Annotated in this window: 16 protein-coding genes and 1 pseudogene; 13 read left to right on the forward strand and 4 right to left on the reverse strand. The window is 68.7% G+C overall.

Annotation, left to right across the window (positions count from 1 at the left end; genetic code table 11):
• Positions 1-140 precede the first annotated feature (140 nt).
• Complete coding sequence (locus tag HWX87_RS36145) at positions 141-1,619, forward strand: deoxyribodipyrimidine photo-lyase (RefSeq protein WP_176051604.1); 1,479 nt, start codon at positions 141-143, stop codon at positions 1,617-1,619.
• A gap of 30 nt (positions 1,620-1,649) precedes the next feature.
• Here the strand turns inward: HWX87_RS36145 and HWX87_RS38285 are convergent, their stop codons facing one another.
• From HWX87_RS38285 to HWX87_RS36155, 3 genes are all read right to left on the reverse strand, one after another.
• On the reverse strand, positions 1,650-1,772 hold the full coding sequence (locus tag HWX87_RS38285) for a hypothetical protein (RefSeq protein ID WP_279612995.1): 123 nt from the start codon (positions 1,770-1,772) through the stop codon (positions 1,650-1,652).
• On the reverse strand, positions 1,763-2,992 hold the full coding sequence (locus tag HWX87_RS36150; protein ID WP_176051605.1) for an MFS transporter: 1,230 nt from the start codon (positions 2,990-2,992) through the stop codon (positions 1,763-1,765). The genes HWX87_RS38285 and HWX87_RS36150 overlap by 10 nt, the downstream gene beginning before the upstream one ends.
• Positions 2,993-3,164: 172 nt before the next feature.
• On the reverse strand, positions 3,165-4,109 hold the full coding sequence (locus HWX87_RS36155) for a LysR substrate-binding domain-containing protein (RefSeq protein WP_176051606.1): 945 nt from the start codon (positions 4,107-4,109) through the stop codon (positions 3,165-3,167).
• Between the two features lie 298 nt (positions 4,110-4,407).
• On the opposite strand from HWX87_RS36155, the gene HWX87_RS36160 reads away from it, so the two are divergent.
• Positions 4,408-5,448, forward strand: coding sequence for an alpha/beta fold hydrolase (locus HWX87_RS36160; RefSeq protein WP_176051607.1), 1,041 nt, complete (start codon positions 4,408-4,410; stop codon positions 5,446-5,448).
• 122 nt (positions 5,449-5,570) lie between these two features.
• Positions 5,571-6,326 (forward strand): 4'-phosphopantetheinyl transferase superfamily protein, encoded by a 756-nt coding sequence (locus HWX87_RS36165; RefSeq protein ID WP_176051608.1) that lies wholly within the window; start codon positions 5,571-5,573, stop codon positions 6,324-6,326.
• Between the two features lie 21 nt (positions 6,327-6,347).
• Here the strand turns inward: HWX87_RS36165 and HWX87_RS36170 are convergent, their stop codons facing one another.
• On the reverse strand, positions 6,348-7,268 hold the full coding sequence (locus HWX87_RS36170) for a glutamate/aspartate ABC transporter substrate-binding protein (RefSeq protein ID WP_176051609.1): 921 nt from the start codon (positions 7,266-7,268) through the stop codon (positions 6,348-6,350).
• A gap of 224 nt (positions 7,269-7,492) precedes the next feature.
• On the opposite strand from HWX87_RS36170, the gene hutH reads away from it, so the two are divergent.
• From hutH to HWX87_RS36220, 10 genes and pseudogenes are all read left to right on the forward strand, one after another.
• Positions 7,493-9,016 (forward strand): histidine ammonia-lyase, encoded by a 1,524-nt coding sequence (gene hutH, locus HWX87_RS36175; protein WP_176051610.1) that lies wholly within the window; start codon positions 7,493-7,495, stop codon positions 9,014-9,016.
• 4 nt (positions 9,017-9,020) lie between these two features.
• On the forward strand, positions 9,021-9,716 hold the full coding sequence (hutC, locus tag HWX87_RS36180; RefSeq protein WP_047898531.1) for a histidine utilization repressor: 696 nt from the start codon (positions 9,021-9,023) through the stop codon (positions 9,714-9,716).
• Between the two features lie 39 nt (positions 9,717-9,755).
• The gene (gene hutU, locus HWX87_RS36185; protein WP_176051611.1) at positions 9,756-11,444 is read left to right on the forward strand and encodes a urocanate hydratase; all 1,689 of its coding nucleotides are present in this window, start codon (positions 9,756-9,758) and stop codon (positions 11,442-11,444) included.
• 2 nt (positions 11,445-11,446) lie between these two features.
• On the forward strand, positions 11,447-12,058 hold the full coding sequence (locus HWX87_RS36190; protein WP_176051612.1) for a HutD family protein: 612 nt from the start codon (positions 11,447-11,449) through the stop codon (positions 12,056-12,058).
• Positions 12,059-12,062: 4 nt separating this feature from the next.
• Positions 12,063-13,286 carry an imidazolonepropionase gene (gene hutI / locus HWX87_RS36195; protein ID WP_176051613.1) on the forward strand — a complete coding sequence of 408 codons (1,224 nt, stop codon included), beginning with the start codon at positions 12,063-12,065 and terminating at the stop codon, positions 13,284-13,286.
• A 57-nt stretch (positions 13,287-13,343) separates the two neighbouring features.
• Positions 13,344-14,720 carry a formimidoylglutamate deiminase gene (locus tag HWX87_RS36200; RefSeq protein ID WP_176051614.1) on the forward strand — a complete coding sequence of 459 codons (1,377 nt, stop codon included), beginning with the start codon at positions 13,344-13,346 and terminating at the stop codon, positions 14,718-14,720.
• A gap of 59 nt (positions 14,721-14,779) precedes the next feature.
• A complete protein-coding gene (gene hutG / locus HWX87_RS36205; RefSeq protein WP_176051615.1) occupies positions 14,780-15,577 on the forward strand; it encodes an N-formylglutamate deformylase in 798 nt (265 codons plus the stop codon).
• A gap of 752 nt (positions 15,578-16,329) precedes the next feature.
• Positions 16,330-17,136, forward strand: a complete 807-nt coding sequence (locus HWX87_RS36210; protein ID WP_176051616.1) for a gamma-glutamyl-gamma-aminobutyrate hydrolase family protein — start codon at positions 16,330-16,332, stop codon at positions 17,134-17,136.
• Positions 17,137-17,148: 12 nt separating this feature from the next.
• Positions 17,149-18,486, forward strand: coding sequence for a glutamine synthetase family protein (locus HWX87_RS36215; RefSeq protein ID WP_176051617.1), 1,338 nt, complete (start codon positions 17,149-17,151; stop codon positions 18,484-18,486).
• Between the two features lie 28 nt (positions 18,487-18,514).
• A pseudogene (locus HWX87_RS36220) lies at positions 18,515-18,744 on the forward strand (aminotransferase class III-fold pyridoxal phosphate-dependent enzyme); the annotation flags it as partial.

Raw genomic sequence — 18,744 nt, forward strand, 5'->3', positions numbered from 1 at the left:
GAGAATCGTCGGAATGGACTAAGGCGTTTCACCGGGCAAGGCGGTGCGATTGCCGCGACCGTCGGCGCGTCGAACGTCGACACCGCGCGGCGCAGCCGCGACAATACGCGTCTTCCTCCGCTTTCGTCATCGAGGTGCCCGTGCCCGCCAAGTCGTCCGTTGCTCCCGCGATCGTCTGGTTCCGCGACGATCTGCGCGTGACCGACCAGCCCGCGCTGACGCGCGCGGTCGAGTCGGGCCGGCCGCTCGTCTGTGTATTCGTCGACGACACCGGCGACGGCGCAGGGCGCCCGCTCGGCGGCGCGGCACGCTGGTGGCTGCACGGTTCGCTCGCCGGACTCGATGCCGCACTCGCGCGCCATGGCGGACGCCTGTTGCTGCTGTGCGGCGACGCGCAGCGCGAGATCGAGCGCGTCGCGCACGATACGGGCGCGCAAGCCGTGTACTGGAACCGCCGCTATGCACAGCCGCAGCGCGATGCCGACGCGGCGCTGAAGGCGTCGCTCAAGGCGCGCGGCGTCACGGTCGAGAGCTGCAACGGCAGCCTGCTGAACGAGCCGTGGGAGGTGCTGACGGGCAGCGGCGGGCCGTACCAGGTGTTCACGGCGTACTGGCGGGCGGCGCGCCGCGATCGCACTGTCACCGCGCCGCTGCCGGAACCCGAGCGGATCGCGTTTCATTCGTGGCCCAAAGCCGTGCGCGACCGTGCGCTGGCGCTCGACGCGCTCGCGCTGCTGCCGCATGCGCCGGACTGGGCAGGCGGCCTGCGCGACGCTTGGCCCGCGCCTGACGAAACCGGCGCGCACGCGCAACTCGACGTATTCCTGACGACCGCGCTTGCTGGCTATGCGGACGCGCGCGACCATCCCGACCGCCCCGCGACGAGCCGGCTGTCGCCGTTCCTGCGCTTCGGCAACGTGTCGCCGCGACAGGTATGGCACGCGGTGCAGGCCGCCGCGCATGCAGGTGGCGCGGCGTATGCCGCGGACGCCGACAAATTCCTGAGCGAGCTCGGCTGGCGCGAATTCAGCTACACGCTGCTGTATCACTTCCCGGCGCTCGCGACCGACAACTTCCGCGCGCAGTTCGATGCGATGCCGTGGCGTGACGATCCCGCCGCGCTGCGCGCATGGCAGCGCGGGCTGACCGGCTATCCGCTCGTCGATGCGGGCCTGCGCGAGCTGTGGGCGACCGGCTGGATGCACAACCGCGTGCGGATGGTCGTCGCATCGTTCCTGATCAAGCATCTGCTGCTCGACTGGCGCGCGGGCGAAGCGTGGTTCTGGGACACGCTGGTCGATGCGGACCCGGCGAACAATGCGGCGAGCTGGCAGTGGGTGGCCGGCTGCGGTGCCGATGCCGCGCCGTACTTCCGCATCTTCAATCCGGTCGCGCAGGGGCAGAAGTTCGACCCGGACGGCGCATACGTGCGGCGCTGGGTGCCTGAACTCGCGGGCCTCGACAACGCGTCGATCCATGCGCCGTGGGAAGCGTCGCCGCTGGAACGCGAGGCTGCCGGCGTGCGGCTCGGCATCGACTATCCGGAGCCGCTCGTCGAGCATGCGGCCGCGCGTGCCCGCGCGCTCGATGCGCTGGCCGCGTTGCCGAAGCGCCGCTGACGGTCAACCCTGGCGGCACGATTTGCCGCGTCAGTTGCAGAACGCGACGTGTTCGAGCAGCGCATACGCGATGTCCGGATCGAAGTAGGCCGCGCCGCACCATGTGACGAACGCGAGCATGCCGGCCGTCAGCGCCGCGCGGATCAGGCCCATGCCGTGTTGCCCGATGCGGGTCGCGCGACGCGCGCGTCGTCGATCGGCAGATGCAGCAGCGCCGCGAGCACGCCGAGCGCGATCGAGCCGATCCACAGCGGCATGTACGAGTGCGTCGCGTCGTAGACGACCGCCCCGAGCCAGACGCCGAAGAAGCTGCCGAGCTGGTGTCCGAAGAACACGAAGCCGAACAGCGTCGCGATGTAGCGCACGCCGAACACCTGCGAGATCACGCCGTTCGTCAGCGGCACCGTGCCGAGCCACGTGAACCCCATCACGGCCGCGAAGACGTACACGCTCGCGGGCGACAGCGGCACGGCGACGAATGCGGTCATCGCGAGCGCACGCACGAGGTACAACACCGACAGCACGTACTTGCGCCGCAGCAGCCCGCCGAGGTGGCCGCATGCATAGGTGCCGGCCACGTTGGCCAGCGCGATCAGCGCGAGCGCGATGCTCGCGTGGCGCGCCGGCAGCCCGTGGTCGAGCAGGTACGCGGGCAGGTGGGTCGCGATGAACGCGAGCTGGAAGCCGCACGCGAAGAAGCCCGCGTTCAGCAGCCAGAAGCCGCGATGCGCGAAGGCCTCGCGCACGGCTTCGCCGATCGACTGGTCGGGGCCGGCGGCGGCGACCGCCTGCGCGGGGCGATCGCGCAGCAGCACGGCGAGCGGTGCGAGCAGCGCCGCGACGAGCGCCAGCGCGATGAACGCAAGCCGCCAGCCGATGCCGCCGATCAGTTCCTGCGCGACGGGCACCATGCAGAACTGGCCGAGCCCGCCGATCGCGCCCGCGACGCCGAGCGCCCAGCCGCGCCGGTCGGGCGGAAACAGGCGGCTCAGCGCGCCGTAGATCGACGCGAACGCCGAGCCCGACAGCGCGATGCCGATCACGAGCCCGGCGCCGACGGTGAACAGGCCGGTCGTGGCTGCCTGCGCCATCGTGACGAGCCCGACCGCATACAGCAGCATCCCGGCGACGATCACGCGCACCGAGCCGAAGCGGTCGGCGATCATTCCCGTGAACGGCTGCGCGACGCCCCAGATCAGGTTCTGCAGCGCCAGTGCGAGCCCGAACGCTTCGCGCGACCAGCCGTGGTCGAGCGAGACGGGCGCGAGGAACAGGCCCTGCACATGGCGGATCCCGAGCGCGACGCCCATGATCAGGCCGCCGGCCAGGACGGGCAGCCAGCGTCGTCGGACTTCCTGCTCGATCGGGGTCATGCGTGTCTCCGGATGAAGGTACGCGGCGAAACGGCCGCGCTCGATCCGATTAGACGATCGCGCCCGGTGCCGCTCAAGCGATCATTCGGTCAGGTTGGCATGCGTGCGGGGAATGCGATGGAGCGGCAGGCGCCGCACGCGGCCGGGGTGCGGCCGGATAACCTGCACCGGCTTACGCCGCCGACGTCGTGTCGTGCGCGCGCATGGCCGCATCGCATTCGGCTGCTTCGGCGAGCATCCAGTCGCGCACATCGGCGACTTCGCGGCGCGGGGCCGGATCGTGCTGGAACAGCCAGTAGCCGTACGTATCCGACAGCGCCTGCGTGTGCGGCCCGAGCACCGCGAGCCGACCGTCCGCGAGCATCGGCGCGACGAGCGCGAGCCGGCCGAGCGCGACGCCCTGGCCCGCGATCGCAGCCTGGATCACCTGGTCGTACTGGTTGAAGCGCAGCACGCCTTTCGGCCGCGCGTCGCCGAGCCCGGCCGCATGCAGGTGCGCGTGCCACTGGAGCTGCGGTTGCGGTGGCCCGTCGAATTCGAGCAGCACGTGGTCGGCGATCGCGGCCGCGCTCGTGACCGGCCGCGTGGCGAGCGCGGGATGCGCGACCGGGACGACGATCTCGTCGAACAGGCGCAGCGCGCCGGCCGGCGCGCGATCGCGCGGACAATAGCGGATGCCCAGGTCGATGCCTTCGGCGCGCAAATCGAGTACCTTGTCGTTCGCGGCGACGCGCAGGTCGATGGCGGGCAGGCGTGCCTGCAACCGGCCGAGCCGCGGCAACAGCCACAGCGCGGTGACGCCGATGCTCGCGGTGATCGTGACGGGCTGGCGCTCGCGCGCGGCAGCGAGCGACGCGACGGTGTCCTGCAGGCCGTGCAGTGCCGCATCCGCGACGCGGAACAGCCGCTCGCCTTCCGGCGTGAACGCGATCTTCCGGTAGCCGCGCTGCAGCAACGCGACGCCGAGGTGCGCTTCGAGCGCATGGATCTGGCGGCTGACCGCCGACTGCGTGACGCACAGATCCTGTGCGGCGAGCGTGATGCTCATGCGGCGGCCGACCGCGACGAAACCGCGGACGAGATCGAGCGACGGAAGACGGACAAGAGGCGTTGACATGCGCGTGACTCATGCGAACGGAGCAGCAAGATTGGTTGAGAACGCGGCACGCGTCAAGTTCAATGGAGGCTTGGCGATGGGCGCGGACCGACCGCGAAGCATGGGGTCCGGGTAAGCGCTGAAGCGCCAACTCGGGCCGACCGCGAAGCATGGGGCCCGGGTAAGCGCTAAAGCGCCAACTCGGACCGACCGCGAAGCATGGGGTCCGCGTAAGCGCTAAAGCGCTAACTCGGACCGACCGCGAAGCATGGGGTCCGAGTAAGCGCTAAAGCGCTAACTCGGACCGACAGGAGACAGGATGACGATTTCGAACGAAGGAAGCGGGGCAGCGCAGCGCGGTCGCGCGGCGGGCGCATTGCCGCCGGAGCCCGTGACGCTGCGCGCGGCCGACGGTTACGAATTGCGTGGCCATGTGTGGCGCCATCGCGGCGGCGGCGCCGTGCGGCCCGTGACGGTCATCAATTGCGCGACGTCGGTGCGCTGCGACTACTACTTCCGTTTCGCGGCCTGGCTGTTCGCGCAGGGGCGCGACGTGCTCGTCTACGACTATCGCGGCATCGGCGGTTCGCGCCCCGCGCACCTCGCGAAGCTGCACGCAAACTGGCTCGACTGGGGGCGGCTCGATTGCGAAGCCGCGTTGCAGTATGCGCGCGACGCGTTTCCCGGCCAGCCGCTCGATGTCGTCGCGCACAGCATCGGCGGCTGCCTGCTCGGGCTCGCACCATCGAACGTGCACGTGCGGCATGCGGTGACCGTCGGCGCGCAGTATGCGTACTGGCGCGATTACCTGCCGGCCGAGCGGCGCCGCATGTGGTGGAAGTGGCATGTCGCGATGCCCGCGCTCGCGGCCGTGTTCGGCTATGTGCCCGCGAAGCGGCTCGGCTGGATGGAGGACACGCCGCGCGGGGTCGCGCTGTCGTGGGCGCGCGCGCAGCCGCGTTTCGAAGACGGCTACATCGGCGGCATGCTCGATGCCGGTAACGTCAGCCGCGCGGCATTGCCCGCGCGCTTCGCAGGGCTGTCTGCGCCGATGCTCGCGATCGGCATCGACGACGACGCGTTCGGCACGGTCGACGCGATCGAGCGGCTGGTCGGCTACTACACGGGCAGCAACGTCACGCACCTGCGGATCGCGCCGGCCGACATCGGTGTCGACGCGATCGGGCATTTCGCGTTTTTCCACAGCCGCTTCACCGACACGCTGTGGCCCGTCGCGCTGTACTGGCTGCAACACGGCGTGCTGCCGGCCGATGCGCCGGGCGCGGTGCATGCGCTTCATCCGGCGTCGCGCGGGCCGGTAACGGCCAGCAGCGTGGCGGGCGTGGTCGCGAACGGGTGACGGGGCGCGCGCCACGCGTCGCGCTGTCGCGATCCGCTTCCTGATCCCGCTGCGCCGGTCGCTGGCCGGTGCGATCGATTAACATCGGACGTTTCCCCTCACAGCACAGGCTGCGCGTGCCGATGTCCATTCCGTCCGAATCCGCTTCCCCGCCAGAAACGCCCCGTGCGTGGCGCGTGCACGCGCTCGACGTGCCGGCTGCCGCGTCCGGTGCCGGCGTGCGGGTCGTGCGGATCGATTTCGACTGGCGCGTGCCGCTGATGTCGCCAGCCTATGCGGCGCTCGGCGACGACGAGCGTGCGCGGGCCGCGCGCTTCCTGCGCCACGAGGATGCGGTGCGCAGCGCCGCGACGCGCGCCGCGTTGCGCGACGTGCTCGGCGCGGCGCTCGGTATCGCGCCGCACACGGTCGCGATCGTCGTCGACGAATCGGAGCGGCCGTCGCTGGACCGCGTGCATCGCGTATCGCTCGACTTCAACGTGTCTCACGCAGGCGATCATGCGTTGATCGCGTGGGCACCGGCGGGGCGCGTCGGCGTCGATATCGAGGGCTGCAGCCGCGCAGCCGACTGGCGCGCGCTGACGCGTGAAGTCTGCGCACCCGCCGAGGTCGCGTATCTCGACGGCATGCCGCTCGCGGTGCGCGCGAGCGAATTCATGCGCGTGTGGTCCGCGAAGGAGGCGTTGCTCAAGGCGCTCGGCACGGGCATCGTCGGCGGCCTGCGCGCGTTCGCGGTCGTGCCGCCGCGCGATGCCGCGACACCCGGGACGACGATCGTCGAGCCGGCCGCGCCTGCCGCCGGCGTCGCGGCGTTCGACGCGGCGTGGCTCGACGCGGCGCCCGGCTATGCGGCGTGCGTTGCGTGGACGCGCGCGTGAGCGCACGTCCACACGCGGCGCTCACTCGAGCGGCGCATCGTTCGGCGCCGCATAGCGCGCCTTGATCACGTCGCTCATCGGGAAGTCGAACGACAGCCCCTTCGGCGGCACCGGCTTCATGAACCATTTGTCGTACAGCGCATTGATCTCGCCGCGCTTCATCAACTGCACGAGCACGCCGTCGACGAGCGCCTTGAACTGCGGGTCGTCCTTGCGCAGCATGAACCCGTAGGCTTCCGACGACTGCGGCGTGCCGACGATCTGCCAGTCGGCCGGTTTCGCGGCAAGCTGGCGCACGCCCGCGAGCAGCACGTCGTCCATCATGTACGCGGCCGCGCGGCCCGATTCGAGCGTGAGGCGTCCTTCGCCATAGTCCTTCGCGCTGATGATCTGCATGTTCATCTTCTTTTCCTCGTTCATCTTGCGCAGCAGGCGTTCCGACGTCGTGCCCTGGTTGGTCACGACCGTCTTGCCGGCGAGGTCGGGGAAGTCGCGGATGCCCGACGTCGTGCGCGTGAGCAGCCTCGTCGTCGCGACGAAGAAGGTGGTTGAGAACGCGACCTGCGCGTGGCGCGCGGCGAGGTTGGTGGTCACGCCGCATTCGAGGTCGACGGTGCCGTTCTGCACGAGCGGGATGCGGTTCTGCGACGTGACGGGGATGAACCGCACCTGGAGGTCGGGCTTGCCGGTGCGCGCCTTCACCGCGGCGATCACGCGGTCGCAGAGGTCCTGCGAGAAGCCGGTCACCTTGCCGCCTGCATCGACATAGGAGAACGGCACCGACGTTTCGCGATGGCCGATCGAGATCAGGTTGCTCTGCCGGATCTTGTCGAGCGTGCCGGACAGCGGCTCGGCGGCGAGCGCGGTGCCGCACGCGAGCGTGCACGCGGCGACGAGCAGGCGGCGGCCGAACCGGGCGGCGAATCGTGACGGGAAGGGCATGGCGGGTCTCCGTGGCGAATGGTGGCGAATGGCGATCCGTATGTTGCCAAAGACAAAATTATTGCAACATATGTTAAGAGCTGGATCCCGCCGGCCGATCCGGCGGGCCGCGCCGGACATCAGGGAAACTCCCAAGTCGAAATCAGTGAAAAACGGGTTGTCTAGACAAGTTGACGTGGCTACACTTCAATCCATTCCGAACTTGTCTAGACAGGATTGCTCACATGATTACGTTGACCCCCGGCCACCTGACCCTCCCGCAACTGCGCCAGATCGCACGCGAATCCGTGCAACTGACGCTCGACCCGGCCAGCTTCGCGAAGATCGACGCCGGCGCGAAAGCCGTCGCCGACATCGCCGCGAAGGGCGAGCCGGCCTACGGCATCAACACGGGCTTCGGCCGCCTGGCCAGCACGCACATCCCGCACGACCAGCTCGAGCTGCTGCAGAAGAACCTGGTGCTGTCGCACGCGGTCGGCGTCGGCGAGCCGATGGCACGTTCGTCGGTGCGCCTGCTGATGGCGCTGAAGCTGTCGAGCCTCGGCCGCGGCCACTCGGGCATCCGCCGCGAAGTGATGGACGCGCTGATCAAGCTGTTCAACGCGGACGTGCTGCCGCTGATCCCGGTGAAGGGCTCGGTCGGCGCATCGGGCGACCTCGCGCCGCTCGCGCACATGTCGGCCGTGCTGCTCGGCGTCGGCGAAGTGTTCATCCGCGGCGAGCGTGCGAGCGCGATCGACGGTCTGCGCGTCGCGGGCCTCGCGCCGCTGACGCTGCAGGCGAAGGAAGGCCTCGCGCTGCTGAACGGCACGCAGGCATCGACCGCGCTGGCGCTCGACAACATGTTCTCGATCGAAGACCTGTACCGCACGGCGCTCGTCGCCGGCGCGCTGTCGGTCGACGCGGCAGCCGGTTCGGTGAAGCCGTTCGACGCCCGCATCCATGAACTGCGCGGCCATCAAGGCCAGATCGACGCGGCGGCGTCGTATCGCGACCTGCTCGAAGGCTCGCCGATCAACCAGTCGCACCGCGATTGCGACAAGGTGCAGGACCCGTACAGCCTGCGCTGCCAGCCGCAGGTGATGGGCGCGTGTCTGGACCAGATGCGCCATGCCGCCGACGTGCTGCTGATCGAAGCGAACGCCGTGTCGGACAACCCGCTGATCTTCCCGGACACCGGCGAAGTGCTGTCGGGCGGCAACTTCCACGCCGAGCCGGTCGCGTTCGCAGCCGACAACCTCGCGCTGGCCGCAGCGGAAATCGGCGCGCTGGCCGAACGCCGCATCGCACTGCTGATCGACGCGACGCTGTCGGGCCTGCCCCCGTTCCTCGTGCGGGACGGCGGCGTGAACTCGGGCTTCATGATCGCGCACGTGACGGCTGCCGCACTCGCATCGGAAAACAAGACGCTCGCACACCCGGCGTCGGTCGACTCGCTGCCGACTTCCGCGAACCAGGAAGACCACGTGTCGATGGCGACGTTCGCCGCGCGCAAGCTCGCCGACATCGCGGACAACACGAAGCACATCCTCGCGATCGAACTGCTGGCTGCCGCACAGGGCGTCGACCTGCGCGCGCCGTACCACACGAGCCCGAAGCTGGCGCCGGTGATGGAAACGATCCGCGGCAAGGTTGCGCACTACGAACTCGACCACTACTTCGCACCGGACATCGCCGTGATCGCGAAGCTCGTCGGCGAGCGTGCGTTCGCGAAGGTCGCACCGTTCTCGTTCGCATCGGAACAGTAAGCCGATGAGCGCGCCGGTCTACCAGGAAATCAAGGATTTCATCCTGGGCCGCATCCACGCCGGTGAGTGGGAAGAGGGCGACCAGGTGCCGTCCGAGAACGAGCTGGCGCGCGAATTCAAGGTGGCGCGCATGACCGTCAACCGCGCGCTGCGCGAGTTGACGGCCGAGCAGGTGCTCACGCGCATGAAGGGCGCGGGCACCTACGTCGCGCGGCCGAAGTACGAGTCGACGCTGGTGGCGATCCGCAGCATCTCCGAGGAAGTCGGCGCGCGTGGGCACGCGTATCACGCCAGCGTGCTCGGTCTCGATACGATCCGCGCCGACGAGGCGCTCGCCGACGAGATGCAGGTGGCCGTGCGCGCAAAGCTGTTTCATTCGCAGGTGCTGCACTTCGAGAACGACGAGCCCGTGCAGCTCGAAGAACGGTGGGTGAATCCGGCGGTCGCGCCGGATTACGCCGAGCAGGATTTCACGAACACGACGCCGAACCTGTACCTGATGCGCGCAGCCCCGCTGCAGCGCGTCGAGTACCGGATCGAAGCGGCGGCCCCGGCGCCGGAGCGGCGCGAGCAGCTGCGGATGGACGACGTCGAGCCGTGTCTGGTTTTACATCGGCGCACCTGGTCGCAGGGCGTCGTCGCCTCGGTGGCGAATCTGTGGCATCCCGGCAGCCGTTATCGCTTCACCGGGCATTTCTGATTCCTATTTGATAGTCATTTTCCTTCGGGAGCAGTCGTCATGAACCATCCGAAACACATCGATCCCCGTCTCGATCCGACGCGCACGATCCGCGCGCCGCGCGGCAGCGAGAAAGTCTGCAAGACCTGGCTGGCCGAAGCGGCCTACCGGATGATCCAGAACAACCTCGACCCGGAAGTCGCCGAGCATCCGCATGCGCTCGTCGTGTACGGCGGCATCGGCCGCGCGGCGCGCAACTGGGAATGCTACGACCAGATCCTCGCGTCGCTGAAGGATCTCGAGGAGAACGAGACGCTGCTGATCCAGTCGGGCAAGCCGGTCGGTGTGTTCCGCACGCACAAGGATGCGCCGCGCGTGCTGCTGGCGAACTCGAACCTCGTGCCGCACTGGGCGAACTGGGACCACTTCCACGAGCTCGACCGCAAGGGCCTGATGATGTACGGCCAGATGACGGCCGGCAGCTGGATCTACATCGGCAGCCAGGGCATCGTGCAGGGCACCTATGAAACGTTCTTCTCGGTCGCGAACCAGCACTTCAACGGCGATCCGTCGGGCCGCTGGATCCTGACGGGCGGCCTCGGCGGCATGGGCGGCGCGCAGCCGCTGGCCGCAACGATGGCCGGCTTCTCGATGATCGCGGTCGAATGCGACGAGACGCGTATCGACTTCCGCCTGAAGACGCGTTACGTCGACAAGAAGGCGACGACGCTCGACGAAGCGCTCGGCATGATCGAGGAAGCGAAGCGCGACGGCAAGCCGGTGTCGATCGGCCTGCTCGGCAACGCGGCCGACGTGTTCCCGGAACTCGTCAAGCGCGGCATCACGCCGGACTGCGTGACCGACCAGACGAGCGCGCACGATCCGATCAACGGCTACCTGCCGCAAGGCTGGACCGTCGCACAATGGCGCGAAGCGCAGAAGGTCGATCCGCAGAGCATCGTGAAGGTCGCGAAGCAGTCGATGGCCGTCCAGGTGCAGGCGATGCTGGATCTGCAGGAACGCGGCGCAGCGACGCTCGACTACGGCAACAACATCCGCCAGATGGCGCTGGAAATGGGCGTCGAGAACGCGTTCGACTTCCCGGGCTTCGTGCCGGCGTACATCCGTCCGCTGTTCTGCGAAGGCAAGGGCCCGTTCCGCTGGGTTGCGCTGTCGGGCGATCCGGAAGACATCTACAAGACCGACCAGAAGGTGAAGGAGCTGATCCCCGACGATCCGCACCTGCACAACTGGCTCGACATGGCACGTGAGCGCATCGCGTTCCAGGGCCTGCCGGCACGGATCTGCTGGGTTGGCGTGAAGGATCGCTATCGCCTCGGCCAGGCGTTCAACGAGATGGTCAAGAACGGCGAGCTGAAGGCGCCGATCGTGATCGGCCGCGACCACCTCGACACGGGTTCGGTCGCGAGCCCGAACCGCGAGACGGAATCGATGAAGGACGGTTCGGACGCCGTGAGCGACTGGCCGCTGCTGAACGCACTGCTGAACACGGCAGGCGGCGCATCGTGGGTGTCGCTGCACCATGGCGGCGGTGTCGGCATGGGCTTCTCGCAGCACTCGGGCGTCGTGATCGTCGCCGACGGTACGGCTGAAGCGCACGAGCGTCTCGGTCGCGTGCTGCTGAACGATCCGGCGACGGGCGTGATGCGCCATGCGGATGCCGGCTACGAACTCGCGCAGCAGACGGCCCGCGAAGCCGGCCTGAAGCTGCCGATGCTCGGCCGCTGAGCATGACGGCGCTCGACCAGGCGCCGGTGAACGCGACGATGACCCGCGCAGCGGATCTCGTCGCGTCGCCGTGGAAGAACGGCGGCGGCGTGACGCGCGAGATCGGTGCGTTCCCGCCGGGCGCCGCGCTCGATTCATTCGCGTGGCGCGTGAGCGTCGCGGACGTCGGCACGGCCGGGCCGTTCTCGCGTTTCGACGGGATCGACCGCACGCTCGTGCTGCTGTCCGGCGCGGGCATGACGCTCGCCGAAGCGGGCGGTGCGCAGCACGTGCTCGACGCGCCGCTGGCCCGTGCGGATTTCGCAGGCGAAGCGGCGATCGACGCGACGCTGCATGACGGTGCGACGCGCGACTTCAACCTGATGACGCGCCGCTCGGCCGCGCGCGGCGCGCTCGACGTATGGCTCGAAGGCATGCATCGCATCGAGCACGCCGATACCGTGCTGCTGTTTTGCGCGACCGGCGCCGTCGGTGTCGACATCGACGGCACGCACTACGCATTGGAAGAAATGGACACGTTGCGGCTCGACGGGCCGCGGCGTGCGTTTGACGTCGTCGTGAGCGGTAGCGGCGCGCTGCTCGCCGTATCGCTCGCCATCGGCGAACGAGACTGAACGCATGAAACCGACTGTCTGGCATCACCTGAGGCTGTGTCCGCACGGCCATCCCGACGAGACAATCGACGACGCGGCGATCGCCGTCGACGAAACCGGCACGATCGTCTGGCTCGGCGCGTTGTCCGCGCTGCCGCACGGTTATGCGCACTGGCAGCGCGAAGACCTGCACGGCGCGTGGGTGACGCCGGGTCTCGTCGATTGCCATACGCACCTCGTGTACGGCGGCACGCGTGCGGACGAATTCGCGCAGCGCCTCGCGGGCGTCAGCTACGAGGAAATCGCGCGGCAGGGTGGCGGGATCGTCTCGACGGTGCGCGCGACGCGTGCGGCCGACGAGACGACGCTGTTCGTGCAGGCCGCCGCGCGCCTGCAGCCGCTGCTCGCCGAAGGCGTGACCGCGATCGAGATCAAGTCGGGCTACGGGCTCGACCTCGCAAGCGAACGCAAGATGCTGCGCGTCGCGCGCCAGCTCGGCGAGCGCTTCCCGGTCACGGTCTACACGACCTTCCTCGGCGCGCATGCGCTGCCGCCCGAATACGCAGGCCGTGCCGACGCGTACATCGACGAAGTGTGCGACCGGATGCTGCCGGCGCTGGCCGATGAAGGCCTCGTCGACGCGGTCGACGTGTTCTGCGAACGCATCGGCTTCTCGCTCGCGCAGACCGAACGCGTGTTCGAGGCCGCGACGCGGCGCGGGTTGCCCGTGAAGCTGCATGCGGAGCAACTGTCGAACGCCGGCGGCACGGCGCTCGCCGCGCGTTACCGCGCGCTGTCCGCCGACCACCTCGAGTTTCTGGACGAAGCCGGCATCGAGGCGATGAAGGGGGCCGGCACGGTCGCCGTCCTGCTGCCCGGCGCGTATTACTTCATCCGCGAAACGCAACTGCCGCCGATCGAGCTGCTGCGCAAGCACGGCGTGCCGATCGCGCTCGCGACCGATCACAACCCCGGCACGTCGCCGCTCGAATCGCTGCTGCTGACCTTGAACCTGGGCTGCACGCTGTTCCGCATGACGGTGCCCGAAGTGCTGCAGGGCGTGACGCGCCATGCAGCCGCGGCGCTCGGCCGCGCGGATCGCCACGGCGCGCTCGAAGTCGGCCGCCAGGCCGATTTCGCCGCATGGTCGGTCGGCTCGCTGTCGGAGCTCGCGTACTGGATCGGCCGGCCGCTGTGCGAGCAGGTCGTTCGCGGCGGCTCGACCGTGTTTCGCCGGATGAACGGATAGTTTTGCAGGGGGCCGGGCACGTTCGCGTGCGATCCGGCTGCTCGACAAGGAATCAGAATGACCGACACCATGTTGTTCGCGGACCATGCATACCTGCCCGACGGCTGGCGCCGCAACGTGCTGCTGCGCTGGGACGCGGCCGGCACGCTGACCGGCGTGACGCCCGATACCGATGCGCTGGCAGGCGTCGCGCGTGCGGCCGGGCCGGTGATGCCCGGCATGCCGAACCTGCATTCGCACGCGTTCCAGCGTGCGATGGCGGGGCTCACCGAGTACCGCGCGAATCCCGCCGACAGCTTCTGGAGCTGGCGCGACCTGATGTACCGATTCGCGCTGAAGATCACGCCCGACGCGCTTGCGGCGATCGCGCGCTGGCTGTATGTCGAGATGCTCAAGTGCGGTTACACGTCGGTGTGCGAATTCCACTACGTGCATCACGCACAGGATGGCTCGCGCTATCCGCAGATCGCGGAGCTGGGCACGCGCGTGATCGATGCCGCACGCTCGGCCGGCATCGGCATCACGATGCTGCCCGTGTCGTACCAGTTCGCCGGCTTCGGCAACAAACCGCCGCGCGACGACCAGCGCCGCTTCATCAACACGCCCGACGGCCTGCTCGAACTGCTCGACACGATGCGTCGCGCGGCGCCCGAGCACGGCGGGCTGCGCTATGGCGTGGCGCCGCACTCGCTGCGCGCGGTGTCGGAGAACGGCTTGCGCACGCTGATCGACGGGCTGCCCGACGACGCGCCTGTCCACATCCATATCGCCGAGCAGACGGCCGAGGTCGACGACTGCGTGCGCGCATACGGCGCGCGTCCCGTCCAGTGGCTGCTCGACCGCTTCGACGTCGATGCGCGCTGGTGCCTCGTGCACGCAACGCACGTCGATGCGGCCGAAACGGCCGCGCTCGCAAAGCGTCGTGCGGTCGCCGGCCTGTGCCTGACGACCGAAGCGAACCTGGGCGACGGTGTGTTCCCGGCCGTCGACTATCTCGCGCAGGGCGGCGTGATCGGCGTCGGCTCGGACAGCCACGCATCGGTCGACTGGCGCTCGGAGCTGCGCCTGCTCGAATACGGGCAGCGGCTCGTGCATCGCGCGCGCAACGTGCTGGCGAGCGAGTCGCAGGCGCACGTCGCCGATCGTTTGTTCGACGCAGCGCTCGCGGGCGGTGCACAGGCGAGCGGGCGGCGCGTCGGCGCACTGCGCGAAGGCTGCCGTGCCGACTGGCTCGTGCTCGATCGCGATCATCCGGCGATCGCCGAACACGACAGCACGTCGTGGCTGTCGGGGATCGTGTTCGCCGAGCATGGCGACACACCCGTGCTCGACGTCTACACGGGCGGCGAGCGCGTCGTGAGCGGCCGCCGCCATCGCGACGAAGCCGCTGCGTATGCGGACTACCGCGCCGCGCTGGCGCAACTGCTGCGCTGACGCGCGGCAACCGGCGCACGCCGCGCGCGTGCGCCGGCAGACTCTTACGGTGATGCGACATGACTGAACAACCGGCTGTATTCACGCTGAAGCAGGGCACGCTGCCGCTGCTGATCTCGATTCCGCACGCAGGCACGCACATCCCCGACGACATCGCCGCGACGATGACGCCCGACGCGCGGTTCGTCGACGATTGCGACTGGCATCTCGAGCGGCTGTACGGCTTCGCGGCCGATCTCGGCGCATCGATCCTCGTGCCGTCGCACGCGCGTTACGTCGTCGACCTGAACCGTCCGCCCGACAACGAGAACCTGTATCCGGGCCAGGACACCACCGGGCTCGTGCCGGTCGATACGTTCGACAAGGCGCCGCTCTATCCGGCGAACGCGCTGCCCGGCAACGACGAGATCATGCGCCGCCGCGACCGCTACTGGCTGCCGTATCACGACGCGCTGCAGGGCGAGATTGCACGCCTGAAGCGCGAGCACGGCCGCGTGCTCGTGTGGGAAGCGCATTCGATCCGCTCGCATGTGCCGCGCTTCTTCGAAGGCCGCCTGCCGGACTTCAATTTCGGCACGTCGAGCGGTGTGACGGCCACGCCGGGTCTCGCGGAGGCACTGGCTGCGCGCGTGCTCGCGCATGGCGGTTATACGGCCATCGCGAACGGGCGCTTCAAGGGCGGCTACATCACGCGTCACTACGGCGTGCCCGACACGGGTGTCGAGGCCGTGCAGCTCGAGCTGTCGCAGATCACCTACATGGAAGAGACGCGTCCGTACGCATACGACGAAGCGCGTGCGGCACGGATTGCGCCGCTGCTGCAGACGCTCGTCGAGACTGCGCTCGCGCATCGCTGAACGCTGGCCGCACACATGCGGCAGCGCGGCGGAGCAGGGCGTTGCGGCCCGTCGGCACGTAGCGTGCGCGCCGACGCAACGCACAACACGGCATCGATCGCGGAGATCGATGCCGTTTTTTTTCGTCTGACCGATGTCGTCATCGGCACCTGAAAATTTGACGCAATTTTTAGGTGATATAAGCTGAATGTCAGGAAGTCGTCACGCGCGCACCGGCGGCGTGGGCATCGACGATGCCCGTACCGCGCCGGAATCCGCTGCGAGACACCTTGCCGACGTGTCGCCGCGCGGCTTTGCCGCATGCGCTTCATCGCGACGCGTGTCCTGCATCCTTCAGTCAGTCGAGTACGATCGTGAAAGCCGCCAGCCCTTCGATACGCCGGACGCGAAGTCCGTCGGCGGGCGCGCCGCCTCAGGCCGGGCCGAACCGGCATGCTGATTGCGGCACGCGTGCCGCCCCTTTACGCGAGCCTCGTTTCTTCGCCATTTCCCATCGCGGCCTGCGCCGCTTCAACCTCGTGACCGCGCACGTGTTCAGCGCGGTGCAGTGCGACGGCAGCGCATCCTTGTTTCCCTAGCGTCCTTTTCCGCATCCGTCCCGGGCCGCACCACCGCTTGCCGCATCGTCCGCGCGGCAGGATCGCGCATGCGCATGTGCGGCGTGGCTGCGCATGCGTGCGGCGCAACCGCAGGCCGTCATCGTCCCGTGCGCACACGCGTGGCGCGCGATTACCGGAGAAGGAGGGACGCCCATGCGTGCGCGCCCGATCGTAGCCGTCACCGCCGACCGCATCCTGCGCGGTGCGCATCCGAATCACACGGCCGGCGAGAAGTACCTGGCCGCGCTCGTCGACGGCGCCGACGCGCTGGCGTTCGTGCTGCCCGCGCTCGGCGCGCGCCAGCCGGCCGAAGCCATCGTCGCGGCGGTCGACGGGCTGCTGTTTACCGGCAGCTACTCGAACGTCGAACCGCATCATTACGGCGGTGCCGCGAGCGCGCCCGACACATTGCACGACCCTGCGCGCGATGCGACCGCGCTGCCGCTGATCCGCGCGGCGATCGATGCGGGCGTGCCCGTGCTCGCGATCTGCCGCGGCATGCAGGAGCTGAACGTCGCATACGGCGGCACGCTGCATCAGCGGCTGCACGCGACGAACGGCTTCGACGATCATCGCGAACGGCCGGCCGATCCGCTCGAACGGCAGTACGGCCCTGCACACGCCGTGCAACTCGCGCCGGACGGCCTGCTGCAGCGGATCGCGCGCGGCGCCCACGAGGCGACGGTCAATTCGCTGCACGACCAGGGCATCGCCCGCCTCGGCGCGGGGCTCGCCGTCGAGGCGAGTGCGCCCGACGGGCTCGTCGAGGCCGTCAGCGTGCGCGGCGCGCGTGCGTTCGCGCTCGGCGTGCAGTGGCATCCCGAATGGCGCTACGCGGAACAGCCGCTGTCGCGCGACATCTTCGCGGCATTCGGCGCGGCGTGCCGCGCGCGCATGACGCACCGCATTCATGCAGCCGGCGGCACGATGGCGTCGCCGGCCGCATCCGACGTCGACTGAACGAGGCCGATCATGCAACCCGAACTGAGCGAATTCCTGCGGCAGCACCGCATCACCGAGGTCGAGGCGATCATCCCCGACATGGCCGGCATCGCACGCGGCAAGATCATTCCGCGCAACAAGTTCGAATCCGGCGAATCGATGCGGTTGCCGCAGGCCGTGATGGTGCAGACCGTCACCGGCGACTATCCGGAGGACGGTACGCTGACCGGCGTGACCGATCCCGACATGGTGTGCGTGCCCGATCCGTCGACGATCTGCCTGATCCCGTGGGCCGTCGATCCGACCGCGCAGGTGATTCACGACTGCGTGCATTTCGACGGCTCGCCGGTCGAGATCTCGCCGCGCTACGTGCTGCGCCGCGTGCTCGACCTGTACAAGGAAAAGGGCTGGAAACCCGTCGTCGCGCCGGAGCTCGAGTTCTACCTCGTCGACATGAATGCCGATCCCGACCTGCCGCTGCGTCCGCCGATCGGTCGCACGGGGCGCGCGGAAACCGGCCGCCAGTCGTATTCGATCGAGGCCGTCAACGAGTTCGATCCGCTGTTCGAGGACATCTACGAGTACTGCGAGATGCAGGGCCTCGATATCGAGACGCTGATCCATGAAGTCGGTGCCGCGCAGATGGAGATCAACTTCGTGCACGGCGACGCGCTGCCGTTGGCCGACCAGGTGTTCCTGTTCAAGCGCACGGTGCGCGAGGCCGCGCTGCGTCACAACATGTACGCGACCTTCATGGCCAAGCCGATGGAAAACGAACCGGGATCCGCGATGCACATTCACCAGAGCCTGGCGGACATGCGCACCGGGCGGAACCTGTTCGCAAACGAGGACGGTTCGGTGTCGCCGCTGTTCCACAGCTACCTCGCGGGGCTGCAGAGATACACGCCGGCGCTGATGCCGATCTTCGCGCCGTACATCAATTCGTACCGCCGGTTGTCGCGTTTCATGGCTGCGCCGATCAACGTGCAGTGGGGCTACGACAACCGCACGGTCGGTTTCCGCATCCCGCAGTCGAGCCCTGTCGCGCGCCGCATCGAGAACCGGATTCCGGGCGTCGACTGCAACCCGTACCTCGTGTTCGCGGCAACGCTCGCCGCCGGTTATCTCGGGATGACGCAGCAGCTCGCCCCGACCGAGCCGATCGCATCGGACGGTTACGACCTGCCTTACCAGCTGCCGCGCAACCTCGAAGAGGGCATCTCGCTGATGGCCGCATGCGAGCCGCTCGCCGGCATCCTGGGCGACAAGTTCGTGAAGGCTTACCTGGCGTTGAAGGAAACCGAATACGAAGCGTTCTTCCGCGTGATCAGCTCGTGGGAACGCAGGCATCTGCTGCTGCACGTCTGAACGTGCGGCGCTGTTTTACGGAGGAAACATGACCGATCGAAACGAAGCGCTCTCGCCGCACTCGACCGCCGAATACCGCGCGCTCGACGCCGCGCACCACATCCACCCGTTCTCGGACATGGGCGCGCTGAACCGCGCCGGCAGCCGCGTGATCGTGAAGGCCGACGGCGTCTACCTGTGGGATTCGGAAGGCAACAAGGTGATCGACGGGATGGCCGGCCTGTGGTGCGTGAACGTCGGCTACGGCCGCAAGGAGCT

This window comes from Burkholderia sp. BCC1644, assembly GCF_902833225.1.
GTDB lineage: Bacteria > Pseudomonadota > Gammaproteobacteria > Burkholderiales > Burkholderiaceae > Burkholderia.

Bases quoted from the DNA above. Each gene is read 5' to 3' on its own strand.
- HWX87_RS36190 (WP_176051612.1), top strand. From the start codon at position 11,447: ATGACGGCGCTCGACCAGGCGCCGGTGAACGCGACGATGACCCGCGCA.
- HWX87_RS38285 (WP_279612995.1), bottom strand. From the start codon at position 1,772: ATGGGCCTGATCCGCGCGGCGCTGACGGCCGGCATGCTCGCGTTCGTC.
- HWX87_RS36150 (WP_176051605.1), bottom strand. From the start codon at position 2,992: ATGACCCCGATCGAGCAGGAAGTCCGACGACGCTGGCTGCCCGTCCTG.
- HWX87_RS36200 (WP_176051614.1), top strand. From the start codon at position 13,344: ATGACCGACACCATGTTGTTCGCGGACCATGCATACCTGCCCGACGGC.
- HWX87_RS36155 (WP_176051606.1), bottom strand. From the start codon at position 4,109: ATGTCAACGCCTCTTGTCCGTCTTCCGTCGCTCGATCTCGTCCGCGGT.
- HWX87_RS36170 (WP_176051609.1), bottom strand. From the start codon at position 7,268: ATGCCCTTCCCGTCACGATTCGCCGCCCGGTTCGGCCGCCGCCTGCTC.
- hutI (WP_176051613.1), top strand. From the start codon at position 12,063: ATGAAACCGACTGTCTGGCATCACCTGAGGCTGTGTCCGCACGGCCAT.
- HWX87_RS36160 (WP_176051607.1), top strand. From the start codon at position 4,408: ATGACGATTTCGAACGAAGGAAGCGGGGCAGCGCAGCGCGGTCGCGCG.
- HWX87_RS36165 (WP_176051608.1), top strand. From the start codon at position 5,571: ATGTCCATTCCGTCCGAATCCGCTTCCCCGCCAGAAACGCCCCGTGCG.
- hutU (WP_176051611.1), top strand. From the start codon at position 9,756: ATGAACCATCCGAAACACATCGATCCCCGTCTCGATCCGACGCGCACG.
- hutC (WP_047898531.1), top strand. From the start codon at position 9,021: ATGAGCGCGCCGGTCTACCAGGAAATCAAGGATTTCATCCTGGGCCGC.
- hutH (WP_176051610.1), top strand. From the start codon at position 7,493: ATGATTACGTTGACCCCCGGCCACCTGACCCTCCCGCAACTGCGCCAG.
- HWX87_RS36210 (WP_176051616.1), top strand. From the start codon at position 16,330: ATGCGTGCGCGCCCGATCGTAGCCGTCACCGCCGACCGCATCCTGCGC.
- HWX87_RS36215 (WP_176051617.1), top strand. From the start codon at position 17,149: ATGCAACCCGAACTGAGCGAATTCCTGCGGCAGCACCGCATCACCGAG.
- hutG (WP_176051615.1), top strand. From the start codon at position 14,780: ATGACTGAACAACCGGCTGTATTCACGCTGAAGCAGGGCACGCTGCCG.